Source organism: Isoptericola sp. NPDC057653 (genome assembly GCF_042799955.1).
Taxonomy (GTDB): domain Bacteria; phylum Actinomycetota; class Actinomycetes; order Actinomycetales; family Cellulomonadaceae; genus Isoptericola.
In genome coordinates this window covers 1,454,326-1,471,145 of the sequence record NZ_JBHVHP010000001.1, presented here as the reverse complement: position 1 = coordinate 1,471,145, position 16,820 = coordinate 1,454,326, and the positions used below count along the sequence as shown (strand labels likewise).

15 protein-coding genes are annotated in these 16,820 nt (G+C 74.6%); 9 read left to right on the top strand and 6 right to left on the bottom strand.

What is annotated here, in order from left to right:
• The first annotated feature begins 30 nt into the window (after positions 1–30).
• Together radA and disA are read left to right on the top strand one after the other, a co-directional pair.
• Positions 31–1,476, top strand: coding sequence for a DNA repair protein RadA (gene radA, locus ACFU9A_RS06605; RefSeq protein ID WP_430574460.1), 1,446 nt, complete (start codon positions 31–33; stop codon positions 1,474–1,476).
• Between the two features lie 9 nt (positions 1,477–1,485).
• Positions 1,486–2,571 (top strand): DNA integrity scanning diadenylate cyclase DisA, encoded by a 1,086-nt coding sequence (gene disA, locus ACFU9A_RS06600; RefSeq protein WP_380321471.1) that lies wholly within the window; start codon positions 1,486–1,488, stop codon positions 2,569–2,571.
• A 90-nt stretch (positions 2,572–2,661) separates the two neighbouring features.
• On the opposite strand, the gene ACFU9A_RS06595 is transcribed toward disA, so the two are convergent.
• Positions 2,662–3,516, bottom strand: coding sequence for a hypothetical protein (locus ACFU9A_RS06595; protein WP_430574459.1), 855 nt, complete (start codon positions 3,514–3,516; stop codon positions 2,662–2,664).
• Between the two features lie 764 nt (positions 3,517–4,280).
• On the opposite strand from ACFU9A_RS06595, the gene ACFU9A_RS06590 reads away from it, so the two are divergent.
• A complete protein-coding gene (locus tag ACFU9A_RS06590; RefSeq protein WP_430574458.1) occupies positions 4,281–5,198 on the top strand; it encodes an A/G-specific adenine glycosylase in 918 nt (305 codons plus the stop codon).
• Between the two features lie 28 nt (positions 5,199–5,226).
• Here the strand turns inward: ACFU9A_RS06590 and ACFU9A_RS06585 are convergent, their stop codons facing one another.
• On the bottom strand, positions 5,227–5,745 hold the full coding sequence (locus tag ACFU9A_RS06585) for an amino-acid N-acetyltransferase (RefSeq protein ID WP_430574457.1): 519 nt from the start codon (positions 5,743–5,745) through the stop codon (positions 5,227–5,229).
• Positions 5,746–5,802: 57 nt separating this feature from the next.
• Entirely contained in the window at positions 5,803–6,756 is a 954-nt protein-coding gene (locus tag ACFU9A_RS06580) for a sugar-binding transcriptional regulator (protein ID WP_430574456.1), read from the bottom strand.
• 101 nt (positions 6,757–6,857) lie between these two features.
• Between ACFU9A_RS06580 and ACFU9A_RS06575 the strand changes: the two genes are divergently transcribed.
• The 3 genes from ACFU9A_RS06575 to glpK all read left to right on the top strand — a co-directional run bounded on the left by ACFU9A_RS06575 (position 6,858) and on the right by glpK (position 11,068).
• Entirely contained in the window at positions 6,858–8,603 is a 1,746-nt protein-coding gene (locus ACFU9A_RS06575; protein WP_430574455.1) for an FAD-dependent oxidoreductase, read from the top strand.
• A 111-nt stretch (positions 8,604–8,714) separates the two neighbouring features.
• Entirely contained in the window at positions 8,715–9,476 is a 762-nt protein-coding gene (locus ACFU9A_RS06570) for an MIP/aquaporin family protein (protein WP_430574454.1), read from the top strand.
• Positions 9,477–9,553: 77 nt separating this feature from the next.
• Positions 9,554–11,068 carry a glycerol kinase GlpK gene (gene glpK / locus ACFU9A_RS06565; protein ID WP_430574453.1) on the top strand — a complete coding sequence of 505 codons (1,515 nt, stop codon included), beginning with the start codon at positions 9,554–9,556 and terminating at the stop codon, positions 11,066–11,068.
• A gap of 200 nt (positions 11,069–11,268) precedes the next feature.
• Here the strand turns inward: glpK and ACFU9A_RS06560 are convergent, their stop codons facing one another.
• On the bottom strand, positions 11,269–11,862 hold the full coding sequence (locus tag ACFU9A_RS06560; RefSeq protein WP_430574452.1) for a TetR/AcrR family transcriptional regulator: 594 nt from the start codon (positions 11,860–11,862) through the stop codon (positions 11,269–11,271).
• Positions 11,846–12,577 (bottom strand): hypothetical protein, encoded by a 732-nt coding sequence (locus ACFU9A_RS06555; protein ID WP_430574451.1) that lies wholly within the window; start codon positions 12,575–12,577, stop codon positions 11,846–11,848. Before ACFU9A_RS06555 ends, ACFU9A_RS06560 begins: the two co-directional genes overlap by 17 nt.
• Before the next feature lie 55 nt (positions 12,578–12,632).
• On the opposite strand from ACFU9A_RS06555, the gene ACFU9A_RS06550 reads away from it, so the two are divergent.
• Entirely contained in the window at positions 12,633–13,949 is a 1,317-nt protein-coding gene (locus ACFU9A_RS06550; protein ID WP_430574450.1) for an alpha/beta fold hydrolase, read from the top strand.
• Positions 13,950–13,976: 27 nt separating this feature from the next.
• Here the strand turns inward: ACFU9A_RS06550 and ACFU9A_RS06545 are convergent, their stop codons facing one another.
• The gene (locus ACFU9A_RS06545; protein ID WP_430574449.1) at positions 13,977–14,360 is read right to left on the bottom strand and encodes a YybH family protein; all 384 of its coding nucleotides are present in this window, start codon (positions 14,358–14,360) and stop codon (positions 13,977–13,979) included.
• 181 nt (positions 14,361–14,541) lie between these two features.
• Here ACFU9A_RS06545 and ACFU9A_RS06540 point away from each other — a divergent pair, with 181 nt between their 5' ends.
• Both ACFU9A_RS06540 and ACFU9A_RS06535 read left to right on the top strand, forming a co-directional pair.
• A complete protein-coding gene (locus tag ACFU9A_RS06540) occupies positions 14,542–15,333 on the top strand; it encodes an ABC transporter ATP-binding protein (RefSeq protein WP_430574448.1) in 792 nt (263 codons plus the stop codon).
• 163 nt (positions 15,334–15,496) lie between these two features.
• Positions 15,497–16,819 carry a hemolysin family protein gene (locus tag ACFU9A_RS06535; protein WP_430574447.1) on the top strand — a complete coding sequence of 441 codons (1,323 nt, stop codon included), beginning with the start codon at positions 15,497–15,499 and terminating at the stop codon, positions 16,817–16,819.
• Position 16,820: the final 1 nt, after the last annotated feature.

Here is a 16,820-nt window from a genome sequence, read left to right as displayed (position 1 = left end):
TGTCGGTGCCGGGGCCTAGCGTCTGTCGACGTGAGCACCACGACGTCGTCCCGCAGCCGCGCCAAGCAGTCCCGCCCCGGCTACCGCTGCACGGAGTGCGGGTGGACCACCCCCAAGTGGGTGGGCCGCTGCGGCGAGTGCCAGGAGTGGGGCACGGTCACGGACGAGGGCCCGGCGTCGGCCGGGCCGCGCACGGTCGCGACCAGCCCGGGCCGCGCGCCGGCGCGCCCGATCGGGGACATCGACGTCGCGGCCGCGCAGGCGGCGCCCACGCAGGTGCCCGAGCTGGACCGGGTGCTCGGCGGCGGGCTCGTGCCCGGGGCGGTCGTGCTGCTGGCGGGCGAGCCGGGCGTCGGCAAGTCGACCCTGCTGCTCGACGTCGCGGCCAGCTACGCGCGCGGCGCCGACGGCCGCGACGCGCGCACCGTGCTCTACGTGACGGGCGAGGAGTCCGCCGGGCAGGTCCGCCTGCGCGCGGAGCGGGTGGGCGCGCTGGCGCCGACGCTGCTGCTCGCCGCGGAGACCGATCTCGGCACCGTGCTGGGCCACATCGAGGCCAACCAGCCCGACCTGCTGGTCGTGGACTCCGTGCAGACCATCGCGTCGGCGGAGGTGGACGGCGCGCCCGGCGGCGTGAGCCAGGTGCGCGAGGTCGCCGCCTCGCTCATCGCCGTCGCGAAGGAGCGGCAGGTGCCGGTGCTGCTCGTCGGGCACGTCACCAAGGACGGCACGGTGGCCGGCCCGCGCACGCTCGAGCACCTGGTCGACGTCGTGTGCCAGTTCGAGGGCGACCGGCACTCGCGGCTGCGCATGGTGCGCGCCGTGAAGAACCGCTACGGCCCCACGGACGAGGTCGGCTGCTTCGAGCTCTCCGAGAAGGGCATCATCGGCCTCAGCGACCCGAGCGGCCTGTTCCTCTCCCACCTCGGCGCGGGCGTGCCGGGCACCTGCGTCACGGTGACGCTCGAGGGCCGGCGCCCGCTCGCGCTGGAGCTGCAGTCCCTGGTCGCGCCGTCGCCCCTGGCGAACCCGCGGCGCACGACGAGCGGCGTCGAGTCGTCCCGCCTGGCGATGATCCTCGCGGTGCTGCACCGGCACGCCGGCCTGCGGCTCGCCGACCAGGACGTGTACGTCTCGACGATCGGCGGCGCCCGGGTCACCGAGCCCGCCGCCGACCTGGCCACCGCCCTCGCCATCGTGTCGGCGCGCACCGGCGAGCCGCTGCCCACCGGCACGGTCGCGCTCGGCGAGGTGGGTCTGGCGGGCGACATCCGGCCCGTCACGGGGCTCGACCGGCGGGTCGGCGAGGCCGCGCGCCTCGGCTTCGTCCGGGCCGTCGTGCCGGCCGGCGCGTCGGTCAAGGCGCCTGCGGGGATGCAGCTCCTGGAGGCCCGGCACCTCGCCGAGGCCGTCGACCTCGCGGGGGTCGGCGTCCGATCGGCGGATCGCCGGGGCGAGCGGCCCTCCGCGTCGTAGGATTCCCCCGTGGCTCCCTCCTCCGTGCACTCCGATGCCCTGCTCCGGGAGACGCTTGCCGCGGTCGCCCCCGGCACCGAGCTGCGCGACGGCCTCGAGCGCATCCTGCGCGGCCGCACGGGCGCGCTCATCGTCCTCGGCCTCGACAAGACCGTGGAGCAGATGTGCTCCGGCGGCTTCGAGCTCGACGTCCAGTTCTCGGCCACGCGCCTGCGCGAGCTGTCGAAGATGGACGGCGCGTGCGTCCTCGACCACGACGCCACGCGCATCCGCCGCGCCGCCGTGCAGCTGCTGCCGGACCCGTCCATCGAGACCAGCGAGTCCGGCACCCGCCACCGCACCGCGGAGCGCGTCGCCAAGCAGTCCGGCCTGCCGGTGATCTCCGTCAGCCAGTCGATGCGGATCATCGCCATCTACGTCGGGTCGCACCGGCACGTCCTCGAGGACCCGGACACCATCCTCGGCCGCGCGAACCAGGCCCTCGCCACCCTGGAGCGCTACCGCTCCCGCCTCGACGAGGTGTCGGGGACCCTGTCCGCGCTGGAGATCGAGGACCTCGTCACCGTGCGCGACGTCTGCTCCGTCGTCCAGCGCCTGGAGATGGTGCGCCGCATCTCGGAGGAGATCGACGGGTACGTCGTCGAGCTCGGAGCGGACGGCCGCCTCCTCGCCCTGCAGCTCGACGAGCTCATCGGCGGCATCGGCGCCGACCGCGACTTCGTGGTCCGCGACTACGTCGAGCTCGAGCGCAGCGGCCGCTCCCTCACCGGGGTCCAGGCCGACCTCGCCGCCCTCGACTCCGCGCAGCTCCTCGACCTCGGCCACATCGGCCGCGTGCTGGAGCTGCCTGGCGGAGGCGTCGCCCTCGACGCCGCGGTGGCGCCGCACGGCTACCGGCTCCTGTCCAAGGTGCCGCGCCTGCCCGCCGCCATCATCGAGCGACTGGTCGGGCACTTCGGCGGGCTGCAGAAGCTCCTCGCGGCGAGCGTCGACGACCTCATGGCCGTCGACGGCGTCGGCGAGCAGCGGGCGCGCGCCGTGCGCGAGGGCCTGTCGCGCCTCGCCGAGTCCAGCATCCTCGAGCGCTACGTCTGACCTGAGCCGCACCTGACCCGGCGCGCCGGCTCCCGGCGTCGGCCTGCGGGTCGCGCACGCAGGTCGGGCAGCCCGTCGGCCACGTCGGTATCAGCCCCGCTCGGACGCCTTCTCGTCGGCCGCCGCCTTGCGGTCGGCGGCGCGCCCGGCGCCCTCGTCCTTCCCGCCCCGGTCGGTGTCCTCGCCCTGCGCGTCGTCGCCCTTGGCGCCGTCGGACGACGAGTCGGCCGCGTCGCCGGTCTTCTCGTCACCGGCCTTCTCGTCACCGGTCTTCGCGTCACCGGTCTTCGCGTCATCCGCGGCGTCATCGGTCGCGGCGGCGCCGTCACCCTTCGCGTCCTGGGTGTCGGCGTCGTCCGTCGCGGTGTCGGCCTTGGCCTTCGCCTTCGCGGCGACGGTGAAGGTGACGGGGTCGCTCTTCGCGCCGGGCACGTCGACGAGCGACGCCGTCGCCTGGTACGTGCCGGCGGGCACCGCGGGCTGCCCCGTGCAGCCCTTCCCGGACGTCTGCGACTTCCAGTGCACCTCGCCCGCGTTGAGGTCACCCGGCCCCAGGAGCAGCATCCGCGAGCCGTCCGCGCAGTCGGACGACGACCAGACGCGCTCCTTGCCTGTGGCGTCGGTGATCGTCACCGCGCGGCTCGCGGCGGTGCCGTTGAAGGTGCACGGCACGCGGCCCACGTTGGTCACCCGCACCATGAACGACAGCGGCGAGCCGGCCGTCACGGTCGACGCGCTCGACGACAGGCGCAGCTCCACGTTCTCCGGGGCGCACGTCGTCCACGGGCCGCCGGCGTTCAGCGGCTCGGGCGCGGCGACCTTGTCCGCGGGCAGGCTCTCCGGCCCGGCGAGCATCCCCCGCACGCCGTCGACCGCACGCCCGACGCCGTAGCCGCCGACCACGCCCGTCGCGCACAGCAGCACCACGACGAGGAGCGACACCACGGTCGAACGGCGTGAACGACGCGGCGCCGTCCGCGACCTGGCGGGCCGGGACGCCGTGCGGCCGGCCGATGCCGAGCGCGCACCGCCGCGCGACGCACCGGGTGCGACGAACTGCGACGCCGTGACCACCCGGCGGTTGCCGCCGCGGGACCCCGACGACCTCGTCGACGACGACCGTGTCGAGGACGAACGTGTCGAGGACGAACGTGTCGACGACGAACGCGCGGACGAGGCCTCCGTCCCCGTGGACCGCGCGCCGGCCGCGGACCCGGACCGGGCGCCCGCGCCGCGCGCAGCGCCCTTCGGTCCCTGCTTCGCGGCGGGCTTCGACGTCGCCTTCGAGCCGCTCCGGGGGGCGGGCTTCGGCGTCGCCTTCGAGCCGCTCCGGGGGGCGGACGTCGAGGGCTTCTTCGCGGCCGGCTTCGCGCCGCCCTTGCCCGCGCCGGTGGTCGACCCGCGCGACGTCGTCGACCGCGACGACCCGGCCGAGGTCCGCTTGCCCGACGACGTGCCGCCCGAGCGCCCGGACGCGCCGGAACCGCCCGCCCGACCTGCGCCGGAGCGCGCGCCGGCGCCGCGCGAGGTGCTGCCACCCCGACGCCCGTCGTCCGCACGTGCCACGGGCCACTCCTCCGTCTCGAACCGTGCTGCGGCGCCACCGTACGACGCGCCGGTTCGCCGCTCGCGGAGCCGCGCCGCCGGCCACCGCACCCGTGACCTGCCGGCGGCGAGGTCTGACACTCGATGGGACACAATGGGCGACCGTGCCGCCCGTCCACCCCGCCCCGCCGACGTCGGCCACCGTGTCCCCCGACCCGCTGGTCGCGCGGACGGTCGCGTGGTTCGACGACGCCGCCCGCGACCTGCCGTGGCGACGCCCCGACCGCACGCCGTGGGGCGTGCTGGTCAGCGAGGTGATGCTGCAGCAGACCCCGGTGGTGCGGGTCGAGCCGGTGTGGCGCGCGTGGCTGGAGCGGTGGCCGACGCCCGCCGACCTCGCCGCCGCCTCCACCGCCGACGTGCTGCGCGCCTGGGACCGGCTCGGCTACCCGCGCCGGGCGCTGCGCCTGCAGCAGTGCGCGGCCGCGATCGTCGAGCGGCACGGCGGCGCCGTTCCCGACGACGAGGAGGAGCTGCGCGCGCTGCCCGGCATCGGCGAGTACACGGCCGCGGCGGTGCGCGCGTTCGCGTTCGGCCGCCGCTCCGTGGTGGTCGACACCAACGTGCGGCGCGTGCTGGCCCGCACCCGTGGTGGCACGGCGCTCGGCGCGCCGTCGCCCACGGCCGCGGAGCGCGCCCTCGCCACCGCGGTCGTGCCCGGCGACGACGCGACCGCCGCCCGCTGGGCCGGCGCCTCGATGGAGCTGGGCGCCGTCGTGTGCACCGCCCGCGCGCCCCGCTGCGGCGCCTGCCCCGTCGCCGACCTGTGCGCGTGGCGCGCCGCCGGGCACCCGCCCGACGCCCACGCGCACCGCCGCCGCACCCAGGCCTGGCACGGCACGGACCGCCAGGTGCGGGGCCGCGTCATGGCCGCGCTGCGCACCGCCACCGACCCGCTGCCGCGCGCGCTCCTCGCCGACTCCGGCCCCGACCAGGCGCAGGTGGACCGCTGCCTCGCGGGCCTCGTCGAGGACGGCCTCGTCGAGCAGGACGACGCCGGCCGGTACCACCTGCCGACCTAGGCGGGTCGCGGGCGGCCGGGCGAGGCGGTCAGAGCTCGAGCAGCATCCGCGTGTTGCCGAGGGTGTTGGGCTTGACCCGCGCGAGGTCGAGGAACTCGGCGACGCCGTCGTCGTGGGACCGCAGCAGCTCGGCGTAGACGTCGGTCGTCACGGGCGTGCCGTCGATCTCACGGAAGCCGTGGGTGCGGAAGAAGCCGACCTCGAAGGTGAGGCAGAAGACGCGGCGCAGCCCGAGCTGGCGTGCTCGGCCGACGAGCCCCTCGACGATCGCGTGCCCGACGCCGTGCCCGCGCCACGCCGGGTCGGCGGCGAGGGTGCGCACCTCGGCGAGGTCGTCCCACATCACGTGCAGGGCGCCGCAGCCCACGACCTCGCCGTCGGGATCGGCGGCCACCAGGAACTCCTGCACGGCCTCGTAGTACCCGACCATCTCCTTGGCCAGGAGGATGCGTCGCTCGGCGTACGGCTCCACCAGGCGGCGCACCGCCCGCATGTCGGCCGGCAGAGCGGGGCGGACGGCGTACGACGCGCCGTGGTCCTGGGGCACGGCGTCACTCTACGAGCGTGCGCCGCGGCGGGCGCGGGCGTCCCGGTGCACGGACGTTCACGACTCCTCCACGAGTGCGACGGCGGTGGCCTCGTCGATGACCAGGTCGGTCACGACGCCGGCCGCGAGCGCCGCCTGCAGCGGGACGACCTTGTTGTCGCCCGCGACGGCGCACAGCCGCCGCGGGATGCGGCGCAGCTCGGCCGGCGCGGGGCCGGTGGCGCGGGCGTTGAGGGTGATGTCGCGGTAGGTGCCGTCCGAGCGCATGAAGACGGTGCAGACGTCGCCCACCACCCCCTCGGCGTCGAGGACGGCGACGTCGTCGGGGTCGAGGTACCCGGCCGAGTACACGTGCGACGGGACGCCGCCGGTGAGCGCGCCGACGGAGAAGAGGGCGATGTCGGCGCGGGACTGGACGTCGAGCACGCGGCGCACGGAGCGCTCGCGCCACATCGCCGCCTTGGTCTCGGCGAAGTCGAAGAACGCGGGGACGGGGAAGTAGTGGACGGACGCGTCGAAGGCGGTCCCGAAGCCCGCGATCAGGTCGCCGGCATAGGTCATGCCCGAGGTCCTGGTGTTGGCGGCGCCGTTCAGCTGCACGACGGCGGCCCCGCGGGTCGGCTTGTGCGGCAGGTGCTCGGTGATGGCGGCGAGGGTCGTGCCCCAGGCGACGCCGAGCACCATGTCGGAGTCGAACCAGCGGGCCAGGAGTCGGGCGGTGGTGATCGACACCTGCTGCAGGCGGTCGTCGTCGTTGGCCGAGTCGGCGACCGGCACCACGTAGGCGTCGATGCCGTGCCGCTCGGCGATCTCCTGGCTGAGGCCGGGTGCCCGGGACGGCCCGGGACGCAACGTGATCTCGACGACGCCGGTCTCCCGGGCCCGCTTGATGAGCCGCGAGACGGTGGACCGCGAGGTGCGCAGATGGCGCGCGATCGTCTCCATCTTCATGTCCTGCAGGTAGTACATGGTCGCCGCCATGACGACGTCGCGTTCCCGGTAGCTCGCCATGGCCCCAGTTTCTCATCCTGCACGTTCGTGCACCTGGCTTGCGCGGACGTGCTGGGGATGCTGCCCTGGGAGCGTCGTCGTCGATCGGAAGGAACCCCCCGATGGCCTCCACCCGCCTCACGGCCGAGTCGCGTACCCAGGCGCTCGCCGCGCTGAAGGACTCCCAGTCCCCGAGCGGTGAGCTCGACGTCCTCGTCATCGGCGGCGGCGTCACCGGCGCCGGCATCGCGCTCGACGCCGCCACCCGCGGCCTGTCGACCGCGATCGTCGAGGCCCAGGACTGGGCCTCCGGCACGTCGAGCCGCAGCAGCAAGCTGGTCCACGGCGGACTGCGCTACCTGCAGATGCTCGACTTCCACCTGGTGAAGGAGGCGCTGACCGAGCGGGACCTCCTGCTCAAGGACATCGCGCCCCACCTGGTGAAGCCCGTCCCGTTCCTCTACCCCCTGGAGCACCGGGTGTGGGAGCGCGCGTACGTCGGCGCCGGCATCGCCCTCTACGACACCCTCGCCTCGCTGGCCCCGGGCCGCCGCGCCATGCCGCTGCACCGCCACCTCAGCCGGCGCCAGATGTCGAGCAAGTTCCCGGACCTCGCCCACGACGCCGCCATCGGGGCCGTGCAGTACTGGGACGCCTCCGTCGACGACGCCCGCCTCGTCACCACGCTCGTGCGCACGGCCGTGAGCTACGGCGCGCACGCCGCCGCCCGCACCCAGGTCGTGGGGCTCACCAAGGGCGCGACGGGCGCCGTGAACGGTGCCGTGCTCGTCGACCTCGAGAGCGGCGAGGAGATCACCGTGCGCGCCCGGCACGTCATCAACGCGACCGGCGTGTGGACCGAGGACACGGAGGCGCTCGCCGGCGACGAGGGCGGCCTGCGCGTGCTGGCGTCCAAGGGCGTGCACATCGTGGTCCCGCGCGAGCGCATCAAGGGCACCGTCGGCCTCATCCTGCAGACCGAGAAGTCCGTGCTGTTCGTGATCCCGTGGTCCCGGTACTGGGTGGTCGGCACCACCGACACCCCCTGGGACCAGGACCCGACGCACCCCATCGCCACGGCGCAGGACATCGACTACATCCTCGACCACGCGAACGCCGTGCTCGCCCACCCGCTGAGCCGCGACGACATCATCGGCACGTACGCCGGCCTGCGCCCCCTGCTGCAGCCCGGCACCAAGGAGGGCACCAGCTCCGCCAAGGTGTCGCGCGAGCACACCGTCGCGAGCCCCGTGCCCGGCCTCACCGTCATCGCCGGCGGCAAGCTCACCACCTACCGCGTGATGGCGAAGGACGCCGTGGACTTCGCCATCGGGCAGCGCGCGGCCGCGCTCCCGTCGATCACCCACCAGATCCCGCTGCTCGGCGCGGTCGGCCTGCAGGCCACGCGGCGCCTGGCACGGACCTGGGCGGCCAAGTTCGGGTGGAAGCCCGCGATGGTGGACCACCTGCTGCACCGGTACGGGTCGTCCCTGCGCCAGCTGGTCGACCTGTGCGAGCAGGACCCGTCGCTGGCCCGCCCGCTCGAGCACGCCCCCGCCTACCTGCGCGCCGAGATCCACTTCGGCGTCAGCCACGAGGGCGCCCTGCACCTCGAGGACCTGCTGCTGCACCGCACCCGCCTCGTCTACGAGGTGTCCGATCGCGGCCTGGCCGCGCTCGACGAGATCGCCGACATCGCCGCGCCGCTCCTCGGCTGGGACGCCGCCGCGCGGCAGGCCGAGGTCGACGCCTACACCGCCCGGGCCCAGGCCGAGGACCAGGCGGAGCTCCAGCCCGACGACTCGAGCGCGGAGGCCGTCCGCCTGCGTGCGCCCGACGTCGCCGCCATGCAGCCCCTGCGGGGCTGATCCGATCCCGGCCGGGCGACCGGCCGGGCACCCGCAGGGCGTCGCCGCCCGTCGCGGGCTCTCCGGTCCCGGAGAGGACAACGTGGTCCCTCAAGAGAAAGAGAACCGACGATGGACTCATTGATCATGCAGGCGTTCTGGTCCGAGATTCTCGGGACCGCGACGCTGATCCTGCTGGGAGCCGGCGTCGTCGCCAACGTGATACTCCCGAGAACCAAGGGCTTCGACGGCGGCTGGCTCCTCATCAACTTCGGATGGGGTCTCGCGGTGTTCGCGGGTGTGTTCACCGCGTACAAGTCGGGCGCCCACCTCAACCCGGCCGTCACCATCGGCCTCTACTCGGCACAGCTGCCGTTCGCCACGCTCACCGGCCCGGAGGGCCGCGTGACCGCGACGATCGAGCCCACCGTGAGCAACATGTTCATCTACTTCGGCGCCGAGATGATCGGCGCGATCATCGGTGCCGTGCTCGCGTACATCGTGTACAAGAAGCACTTCGACCAGGAGGCCCCCGCCGCCACCAAGCTGGCGGTGTTCTCGACCGGGCCGGAGCTGCGTTCGTACGGCTGGAACTTCATCACCGAGGTCATCGCGACCTTCGTGCTGGTGTTCTTCGTCGTCGTCTCGGGCAAGTCCCCCTCCGGGCTCGGGCCGCTCGCGGTCGCACTGATCGTGGTCGGCATCGGCGCCTCCCTCGGTGGACCCACGGGGTACGCCATCAACCCTGCACGTGACCTCGGGCCCCGCATCGCGCACGCCTTCCTGCCCATCAAGGGCAAGGGCTCCAGCGACTGGGCCTACTCCTGGGTGCCCGTCGCCGGGCCCCTCGTGGGTGGCGTGCTCGCCGGCCTGCTCGGCGCGGCCTACTCCTGACCGACCCCGCCGGCCGGGCCCCCACCGGGCCCGGCCGGTCCCCCTCTTCCACCACACCGACGTGAAGGGCATCCCCCATGGCTGACTACGTCCTCGCCATCGACCAGGGCACGACGAGCTCGCGTGCCATCGTCTTCGACCACTCCGGCCGGATCGTCTCCACCGGCCAGCTCGAGCACGAGCAGATCTTCCCCAAGGCGGGCTGGGTCGAGCACAACGCCGAGCAGATCTGGAGCAACGTGCGCGAGGTCGTCGGGCTCGCGCTCACCCGCGGCAACCTCGCGCACACGGACCTCGCGGCCATCGGTATCACCAACCAGCGCGAGACCGCCGTCGTGTGGGACAAGAACACCGGCAAGCCCGTCTACAACGCCATCGTGTGGCAGGACACGCGCACGCAGGCGATCGTCGACGAGCTCGGCGGTTCCGAGGGCCCCGAGAAGTACAAGGCGATCGTCGGCCTGCCGCTGGCGACCTACTTCTCCGGCCCCAAGGTCAAGTGGATCCTCGACAACGTCGAGGGCGCGCGCGAGGCCGCCGAGCGCGGCGACCTCCTCTTCGGCAACACCGACACCTGGGTGCTGTGGAACATGACGGGCGGCCCCGACGGTGGCGTCCACGTCACCGACGTGACCAACGCGTCGCGCACCATGCTCATGGACCTCGACACCCTGAGCTGGCGCGAGGACATCGCCGCGGACATGGGCATCCCGATGTCGATGCTGCCCGAGATCCGCTCCTCCTCCGAGGTGTACGGGCAGGGCCGCCCCCGCGGCCTCGTGCCCGGCGTGCCGATCGCCGGCATCCTCGGCGACCAGCAGGCGGCCACGTTCGGCCAGGCCTGCTTCGAGACCGGCACCGCGAAGAACACGTACGGCACGGGCAACTTCATGCTGCTCAACACCGGCACGGAGAAGGTGCCGAGCAAGAACGGCCTGCTCACCACCGTCTGCTACAAGATCGGCGACGCCCCCCAGGTGTACGCGCTCGAGGGCTCCATCGCCGTCACGGGCTCGCTCATCCAGTGGCTGCGGGACAACCTCGGCATGTTCGAGGACGCCCCCGACGTCGAGTGGCTGGCCCGCAAGGTCGAGGACAACGGCGGCGCCTACTTCGTGCCGGCGTTCTCCGGCCTGTTCGCGCCCTACTGGCGGCCCGACGCGCGCGGCGCGCTCGTCGGCCTCACGCGGTACGTCAACCGCAACCACATCGCGCGCGCGGCGCTGGAGGCCGTGGCCTTCCAGACCCGCGAGGTCGTCGACGCGATGAAGCTGGACTCCGGCGTCGACCTCACGGAGCTCAAGGTGGACGGCGGCATGGTCCAGAACGAGCTGCTCATGCAGTTCCAGGCGGACCAGCTCGGCGTCGACGTCGTGCGGCCCAAGGTCGCCGAGACGACGGCGCTCGGCGCCGCCTACGCCGCCGGCATCGCCGTCGGGTTCTGGAAGGGCGAGGAGGACGTCACCGCGAACTGGGCGGAGGACAAGCGCTGGTCGCCGGCCATGGCCGAGGACGAGCGTGAGCGCCTCTACCGGTCCTGGAAGAAGGCCGTGTCGAAGACCTTCGACTGGGTTGATGCTGACGTGCAGTAGTTCTGCTTGAACCCGCGGCGGGGACGGACCTCGTGCGGGCGGTCGCGTTCACGGGCGCCAGGGCGCCCTCCACTTCGGGAACACCTACGACCGCCCGCACGAGGTCCGTCCCCGCCGCTCTGCGTTCGAGCTCTGCCCGGGGTGTGGCTTGCTGCCGGAGCTGGGATCCGCACGGCGGCGCGGACCTGCCCGCCGCGCGGTCACCCGCGGAGGAAGTCCTGCGCCGTGGCGAGGAGGAGGGCGCGCTCGCCGTCGACGGTGAAGCGGTCGTCGGTGGCGACGCGTTCCAGGAAGCCGCCGGAGAGCAGGACGAGCCACGAGGCGATGCGGGCGGGCGCGAGGTCGGTGCGGACCCCGCCCGCGGCCTGGCCGCGGGCGATCCACGGGACGAGGAGGTCGCGCTGGGCCTGGTCGTCGGCCGCGAGGGCCGCGGCGACCGCCGGCAGGTGCATGACGCCGGCGACGGCGCGCACGAAGCCGGGGATGCGCGGGTCGGCGGCGTCGTCGGCCCAGCCCTCCAGGAGATCCAGCAGGACGCCGAGCGGGTCGGTGCGGCCCTCGAGGGCGGCCGCCTTCTCGACCGTCTCGGCCGTGCCCAGCTCCAGGATCGCGAGCACCAGCTCCGTCTTCGTGGCGAAGTAGTGGAAGAACGTGCCCGAGCCGATGCCGGCCTGACGGCAGATCGCCGCCGTGGTCGCCCCCTCGTACCCGCGCTCCGCGAGGACGGTCAGCCCGGCGGCGACGATCTGGAGGCGGCGCGCCTCGTGGCGCGCCGGGTCAACGGTGCGTGCCACGGGCGTCCTCGACGGTGGGGACGCCGCACCGGCGGACCTGGAGCCGGTCACCCTGGACGCGCGCGGCGATCCCGTGGGCGCCGAGCTCGGCGTCGACCTCCGCCACGGCGCCCGCGTCCTTGCGCTCCGCGAGCCGGCGGCGCAGCAGCGCGTGCTCTGCGGGGGCGAAGCCCGGACGGCCGTCCACCCACCGCTCGTACTCGTGCTCGTGCGGGTCGGCGTCGCGCCACGGCCAGCCGCGCGCCTCGAAGGCGCCCCGCACCTCGGCCTTGCGGAGGGTGTCCGCGTCCAGCCGGGCGCGCGGTGCGCCGCCCGGGCCGAGGAGGACCAGGTACCGGCCGTCGCGGAAGACGTCGGCGACGTCGCTCCGCTCCACCCAGCCCTCCTGGTCGTCCGTGCGGTGCTCCAGGTGGTCGGCGGCGACCGTGAGGCGCAGCGCCTCCCCGATCGTCGACAGCGCCAGCAGCGTCCCGGCCACCACACCGAGGCCGCCGAGGATCGGGACGGACCAGGTCAGCGGCAGCCCGGCGAGCAGCTCGACCGGGCCGAGGACCGGCAGCGGGCCGGCCTCCAGGACCCCTTCCAGCCAGCGGGCGAGCGGCGGGAGGCCGAAGCCCAGCCCGACGGCGAGCAGGACGGTCGCCGCGAGGACGAGCAGGGGCACGGCACGCGGCTGTCGGACCTCGGTCACGGACGCGGGAGCGGTTCGGGGCACGACCCTATTGTTGGAGCACGCACTCCATTAATGCAACCCGGCCTAGGCTGTGCCGGTGAGCACCACGGGCAGGACTACCACGCGCGAGTACACGATCCCCGGCGTCCACGTCACCGACCGCACCCTCACGGTGCCGCTGGACTGGTCGCACCCCGAGGACGGCCGCACGATCTCTCTCTTCGTGCGCGAGCTCGTGGACCCCACCCGCCAGGGCGACGACCTGCCCCTGCTCGTCTTCCTGCAGGGCGGCCCGGGCGGCAAGGGCCCGCGCCCCACCGGCCCGGACGGCTGGGTGGGCGAGGCGATCAAGCGCTTCCGGGTCGTCCTGCTCGACCAGCGCGGCACGGGCCGGTCGACGGCGGTGCGCGCGGGCGCCCTCACCGCCCTCGGGTCCGCCGACGCCCAGGCCGAGCACCTCTCCCACTTCCGCGCCGACGCGATCGTCGACGACGCCGAGCACGTGCGGGAGACCGTCTACGGCGGGCGTCGCTGGTCCACCCTCGGCCAGTCGTACGGCGGCTTCCTCACCCTCACCTACCTGTCGCGCGCGCCCGAGGCCGTGGCCGCGTCGTACGTCACCGGCGGCCTCGCCGGGCTCACCGCGAGCGCCGAGGACGTCTACCGGCGCACCCAGCCGCGCGTCGTCGCCAAGAACGCGCTCTACCGCGAGCGGTACCCCGACGACGTCGAGCGCGTGGCCCGGATCGCCGACCGCATCGCCGTGGGCGACGTCCGCCTGCCCGGCGGGGACCTCCTGTCCGTCGAGCGGTTCCAGACCCTCGGCACGGCGTTCGGCATGGGCCCCGGCTTCGAGCGGGTGCACTGGATCGTCGACGAGGCGTTCGACGACGCGGCCCCCGACGAGCTGAGCGACACGTTCCTCGCGGAGGTCGAGGCCGCCACCGGTTTCGCCACCAACGCCATGTACGCCGTCCTGCACGAGTCGATCTACGCGCAGTCCGGCACCGGCGCGACCGCGTGGTCCGCGCAGCGCGTGCGCGACGGGGACGCGTCGTTCGCCGCCGACGCGCGGCCGCTGCTGTTCACCGGCGAGATGATCTACCCCTGGATGTTCGAGCAGGTCGCCGCGCTGCGCCCCTTCCGCCCGGCCGCCGACGCGCTCGCCGCGCGCGACGGCTGGGACGACCTGTACGACCTCGACGTCCTCGCCCGCAACGAGGCCCCGCTCGAGGCGGCCGTCTACCACGACGACATGTTCGTCGACGCGGGCCTGTCCCTCGAGACCGCCGGGCACGTCGGGAACGCCCGCGCCTGGGTGACCAACGAGTTCGAGCACGACGGCCTGCGCCTCGGCGACGTGCTCCCCAAGCTCCTCGCCCGCATGGACGCCCGCGGCGGCGCACGGTCGTGAGCCGGCCAGGGGACGTCGGCGCCTGACTCACGTCGCCGCGGTCCAGGCCTTCCCGGGCCAGTACGCCCACTCCTCGAAGTCGGCCACGCGGCCGTCGGGGGCGAAGCGCAGCACCCACAGGTCGCGGTACTCCTGCTCGCGCGGTGCGGTGTAGCGCACCTCGAGGCGGACGACGGCGACGTCCCCCTCCACGGCGAGCGGCTCGGCCGTCATCGTGAACGACGCGTCCTCGTCGACGGTCCAGAACCCGCGGACGGCCTCGTGCCCCACGAGCTCCTCGGGGTCGTACGGCGAGCGCGCGTACCGGGCGTCGGGGGTGAAGAGCTTCTCGACGGCGTCCGCGTCGCCGGCCCGCCACGCGGCCTCGTACCCGGCGACCCACCGCCGTACCGACTCCCGGTCCGCTGCCATCTCCGCAGTATGCCCGCCGCAGGGACTCCCCCGCCGAGCTCTGGACCACCTCGCCGGGATCAGGACCGCCGCGGAGATCTGGACGACCGCGCCGGGGTGCGGGAACCGCGGGGTACCGTCGTTCGTCGGACGTACCGGCGGCGCCCGCCCGGGCCCGCCACGCGAAGCAGAAGGCGACCTCATGAGCACCACCTCCCCCACCCCGATCCTGCGCGCGGCCGACCTGGTGGTCGGGTACGGCGGCCCGGCGATCCTGGAGGGGATCGACCTGGCGCTGCTGCCGGGCGCGGAGCCGGTGGGCGTCGTGGGCGAGTCGGGCACCGGGAAGTCCACGCTGGTGCAGGCGCTGCTGGGGCAGCTGCGGATCCGTGAGGGCCACGTGACGTTCGAGGGCCGCACGGTCGGCAAGCTGGGCCGGCGGGACAAGAAGAAGTTCCGCGCCGCGGTCCGCACCGTCGCGCAGAACGGGCTCGACGCCGACCCGCGGTGGACGGTGGAGCGCGCCGTCTCCGGCGCGCTGTCCGACGCCCGCAAGGCCGGCCGGGCGAGCGGCCGCACCGTCGAGGAGCTGCTCGACGACGTCGCGCTGGAGCCGCAGTTCGCGCGCCGCACCATCCACTCCCTGTCCGGCGGGGAGAAGCAGCGCCTCGCCCTCGCGCTCGCCCTCGCCACCCGGCCCGACGCCATGCTGCTCGACGAGCCGCTCACCGCCGTCGACCCGGCCATGCGCGGCGAGATCGTGCGCCGCCTCACCGAGGCCACCCGCGCCGAGGGCACCGCCGTGCTGCTGGTCTCGCACGACGTCGAGCTGGTCGGCCGGCTCTGCCCCACCGTGCACGTGCTCGCCGACGGCACGTTCGTCGCGTCCGGGTCGATGAGCGACGTGCTCGCCGCAGGCGCCGACGACGACGCCCACCCGGCCGTGCGCGGCCTCGCCGAGGCCGCCCCGCTGGCGGCGCAGCGCTTCCGCTGACCCGCGTCTGACCCGCGCCTGACCCGCGTCCGACCGGCACCGCGGCGCCGGCGCCGGAACCGGGACCCGGCACGGGGCGTTCTCCCCGTGACGCACCCGCAGCGACGCCGGGGCCGGCGACCGTCGGTCCCCCGCGGGCCGGCGACCGACGGAGAGGACCCCGGTGGACGCGGACACCTGGTGGAACATCGCGCTCGTGCTCCTGTTCGTCCTCCTGGGCGGGGTGTTCGCCGGGACGGAGTTCGCGCTGGTCTCGCTGCGCAGCACGCAGCTGGACCGGCTGGAGCAGCAGGGGACGCGCGGCCGGCGGGTGGCCGCCATCGCGCGCGACCCGAACCGCTTCCTCGCCGCCGTGCAGATCGGCGTCACCGTGGCCGGCTTCTTCTCGGCCGCGTACGGCGCGTCCACGCTCGCGCCGGACCTGGCGCCCGCGCTGGAGTCCGCCGGCCTGCCCGCCGGCGCGTCCGCGACCGTGGCCCTGGTCGGGCTGACCCTCGTCATCGCCTACGCGTCGCTGGTGCTCGGCGAGCTGGTGCCGAAGCGGATCGCGCTGCAGCGCTCCGCGCAGGTCGCGCTGGTCGTGGGGCCCCCGCTGGACCGCTTCGCGGTGCTCATGCGGCCGGTCATCTGGCTGCTCTCGCGCTCGACGGACGCCGTCGTGCGTCTGCTCGGCGGCGACCCGACCCAGCGGTCCGAGGAGATCACCGAGCAGGAGCTGCGCGACCTCGTCGCCGCCCACCCGGGGCTCCACGAGGACGAGCGGCGCATCCTGTCGGACGTGTTCGCCGCGACGGAACGCACGCTCGGCGAGGTGATGCGCCCCCGCGGCGACGTCGTCTTCCTGCACGCGACGCTCACCCTCGCCGAGGCCCAGGAGCGCACCCGCGACCTGCCCTACTCGCGCTACCCGGTCACGGGCACGGACGTCGACGACGTGCTCGGCTTCGTGCACGTGCGCGACCTCGCCCGGGCCGCGGGCGACCCGGCGGACGGGCGGCGCACCGTGCGCGAGGTCGCCCGGCCGGTGCTCGACCTGCCGGCCACCGGGCGCCTGCTGCCCACGCTCGCCGACATGCGGCGCACGCGGACCCACCTCGCGCTGGTCGTCGACGAGTACGGCGGCACCGACGGCATCGTGACGCTCGAGGACCTGGTCGAGGAGCTCGTCGGCGACATCCGCGACGAGCACGACCCGCTGGCCGCCGTGCACGTCGCCGGCACCTACGACGCCGGCCTCACGCTGCAGGAGTTCGCCCGCGCGACCGGCGTGGAGCTCCCCGACGGGCCGTACGAGACGGTCGCGGGCTACGTCCTCGCCCGGCTGGGCCGGCTCGCGGAGGAGGGCGACGTCGTCGTCCTGGACGGCGCGGACGGTGCGGACGGCCTGGACGACCCGGGCGACGGCGACGGCAGGGCCGCGAGCACGCTCCGGGTGACGCAGGTGGAGGACCGGCGCATCCGCGAGGTGCGGCTGGACCGGGGCTGAG

Excerpts from the sequence above, each read along its gene's own strand:
- ACFU9A_RS06580 (WP_430574456.1), bottom strand. The coding sequence starts at position 6,756 with ATGGCGAGCTACCGGGAACGCGACGTCGTCATGGCGGCGACCATGTAC.
- ACFU9A_RS06575 (WP_430574455.1), top strand. The coding sequence starts at position 6,858 with ATGGCCTCCACCCGCCTCACGGCCGAGTCGCGTACCCAGGCGCTCGCC.
- ACFU9A_RS06570 (WP_430574454.1), top strand. The coding sequence starts at position 8,715 with ATGGACTCATTGATCATGCAGGCGTTCTGGTCCGAGATTCTCGGGACC.
- glpK (WP_430574453.1), top strand. The coding sequence starts at position 9,554 with ATGGCTGACTACGTCCTCGCCATCGACCAGGGCACGACGAGCTCGCGT.
- ACFU9A_RS06545 (WP_430574449.1), bottom strand. The coding sequence starts at position 14,360 with ATGGCAGCGGACCGGGAGTCGGTACGGCGGTGGGTCGCCGGGTACGAG.
- ACFU9A_RS06540 (WP_430574448.1), top strand. The coding sequence starts at position 14,542 with ATGAGCACCACCTCCCCCACCCCGATCCTGCGCGCGGCCGACCTGGTG.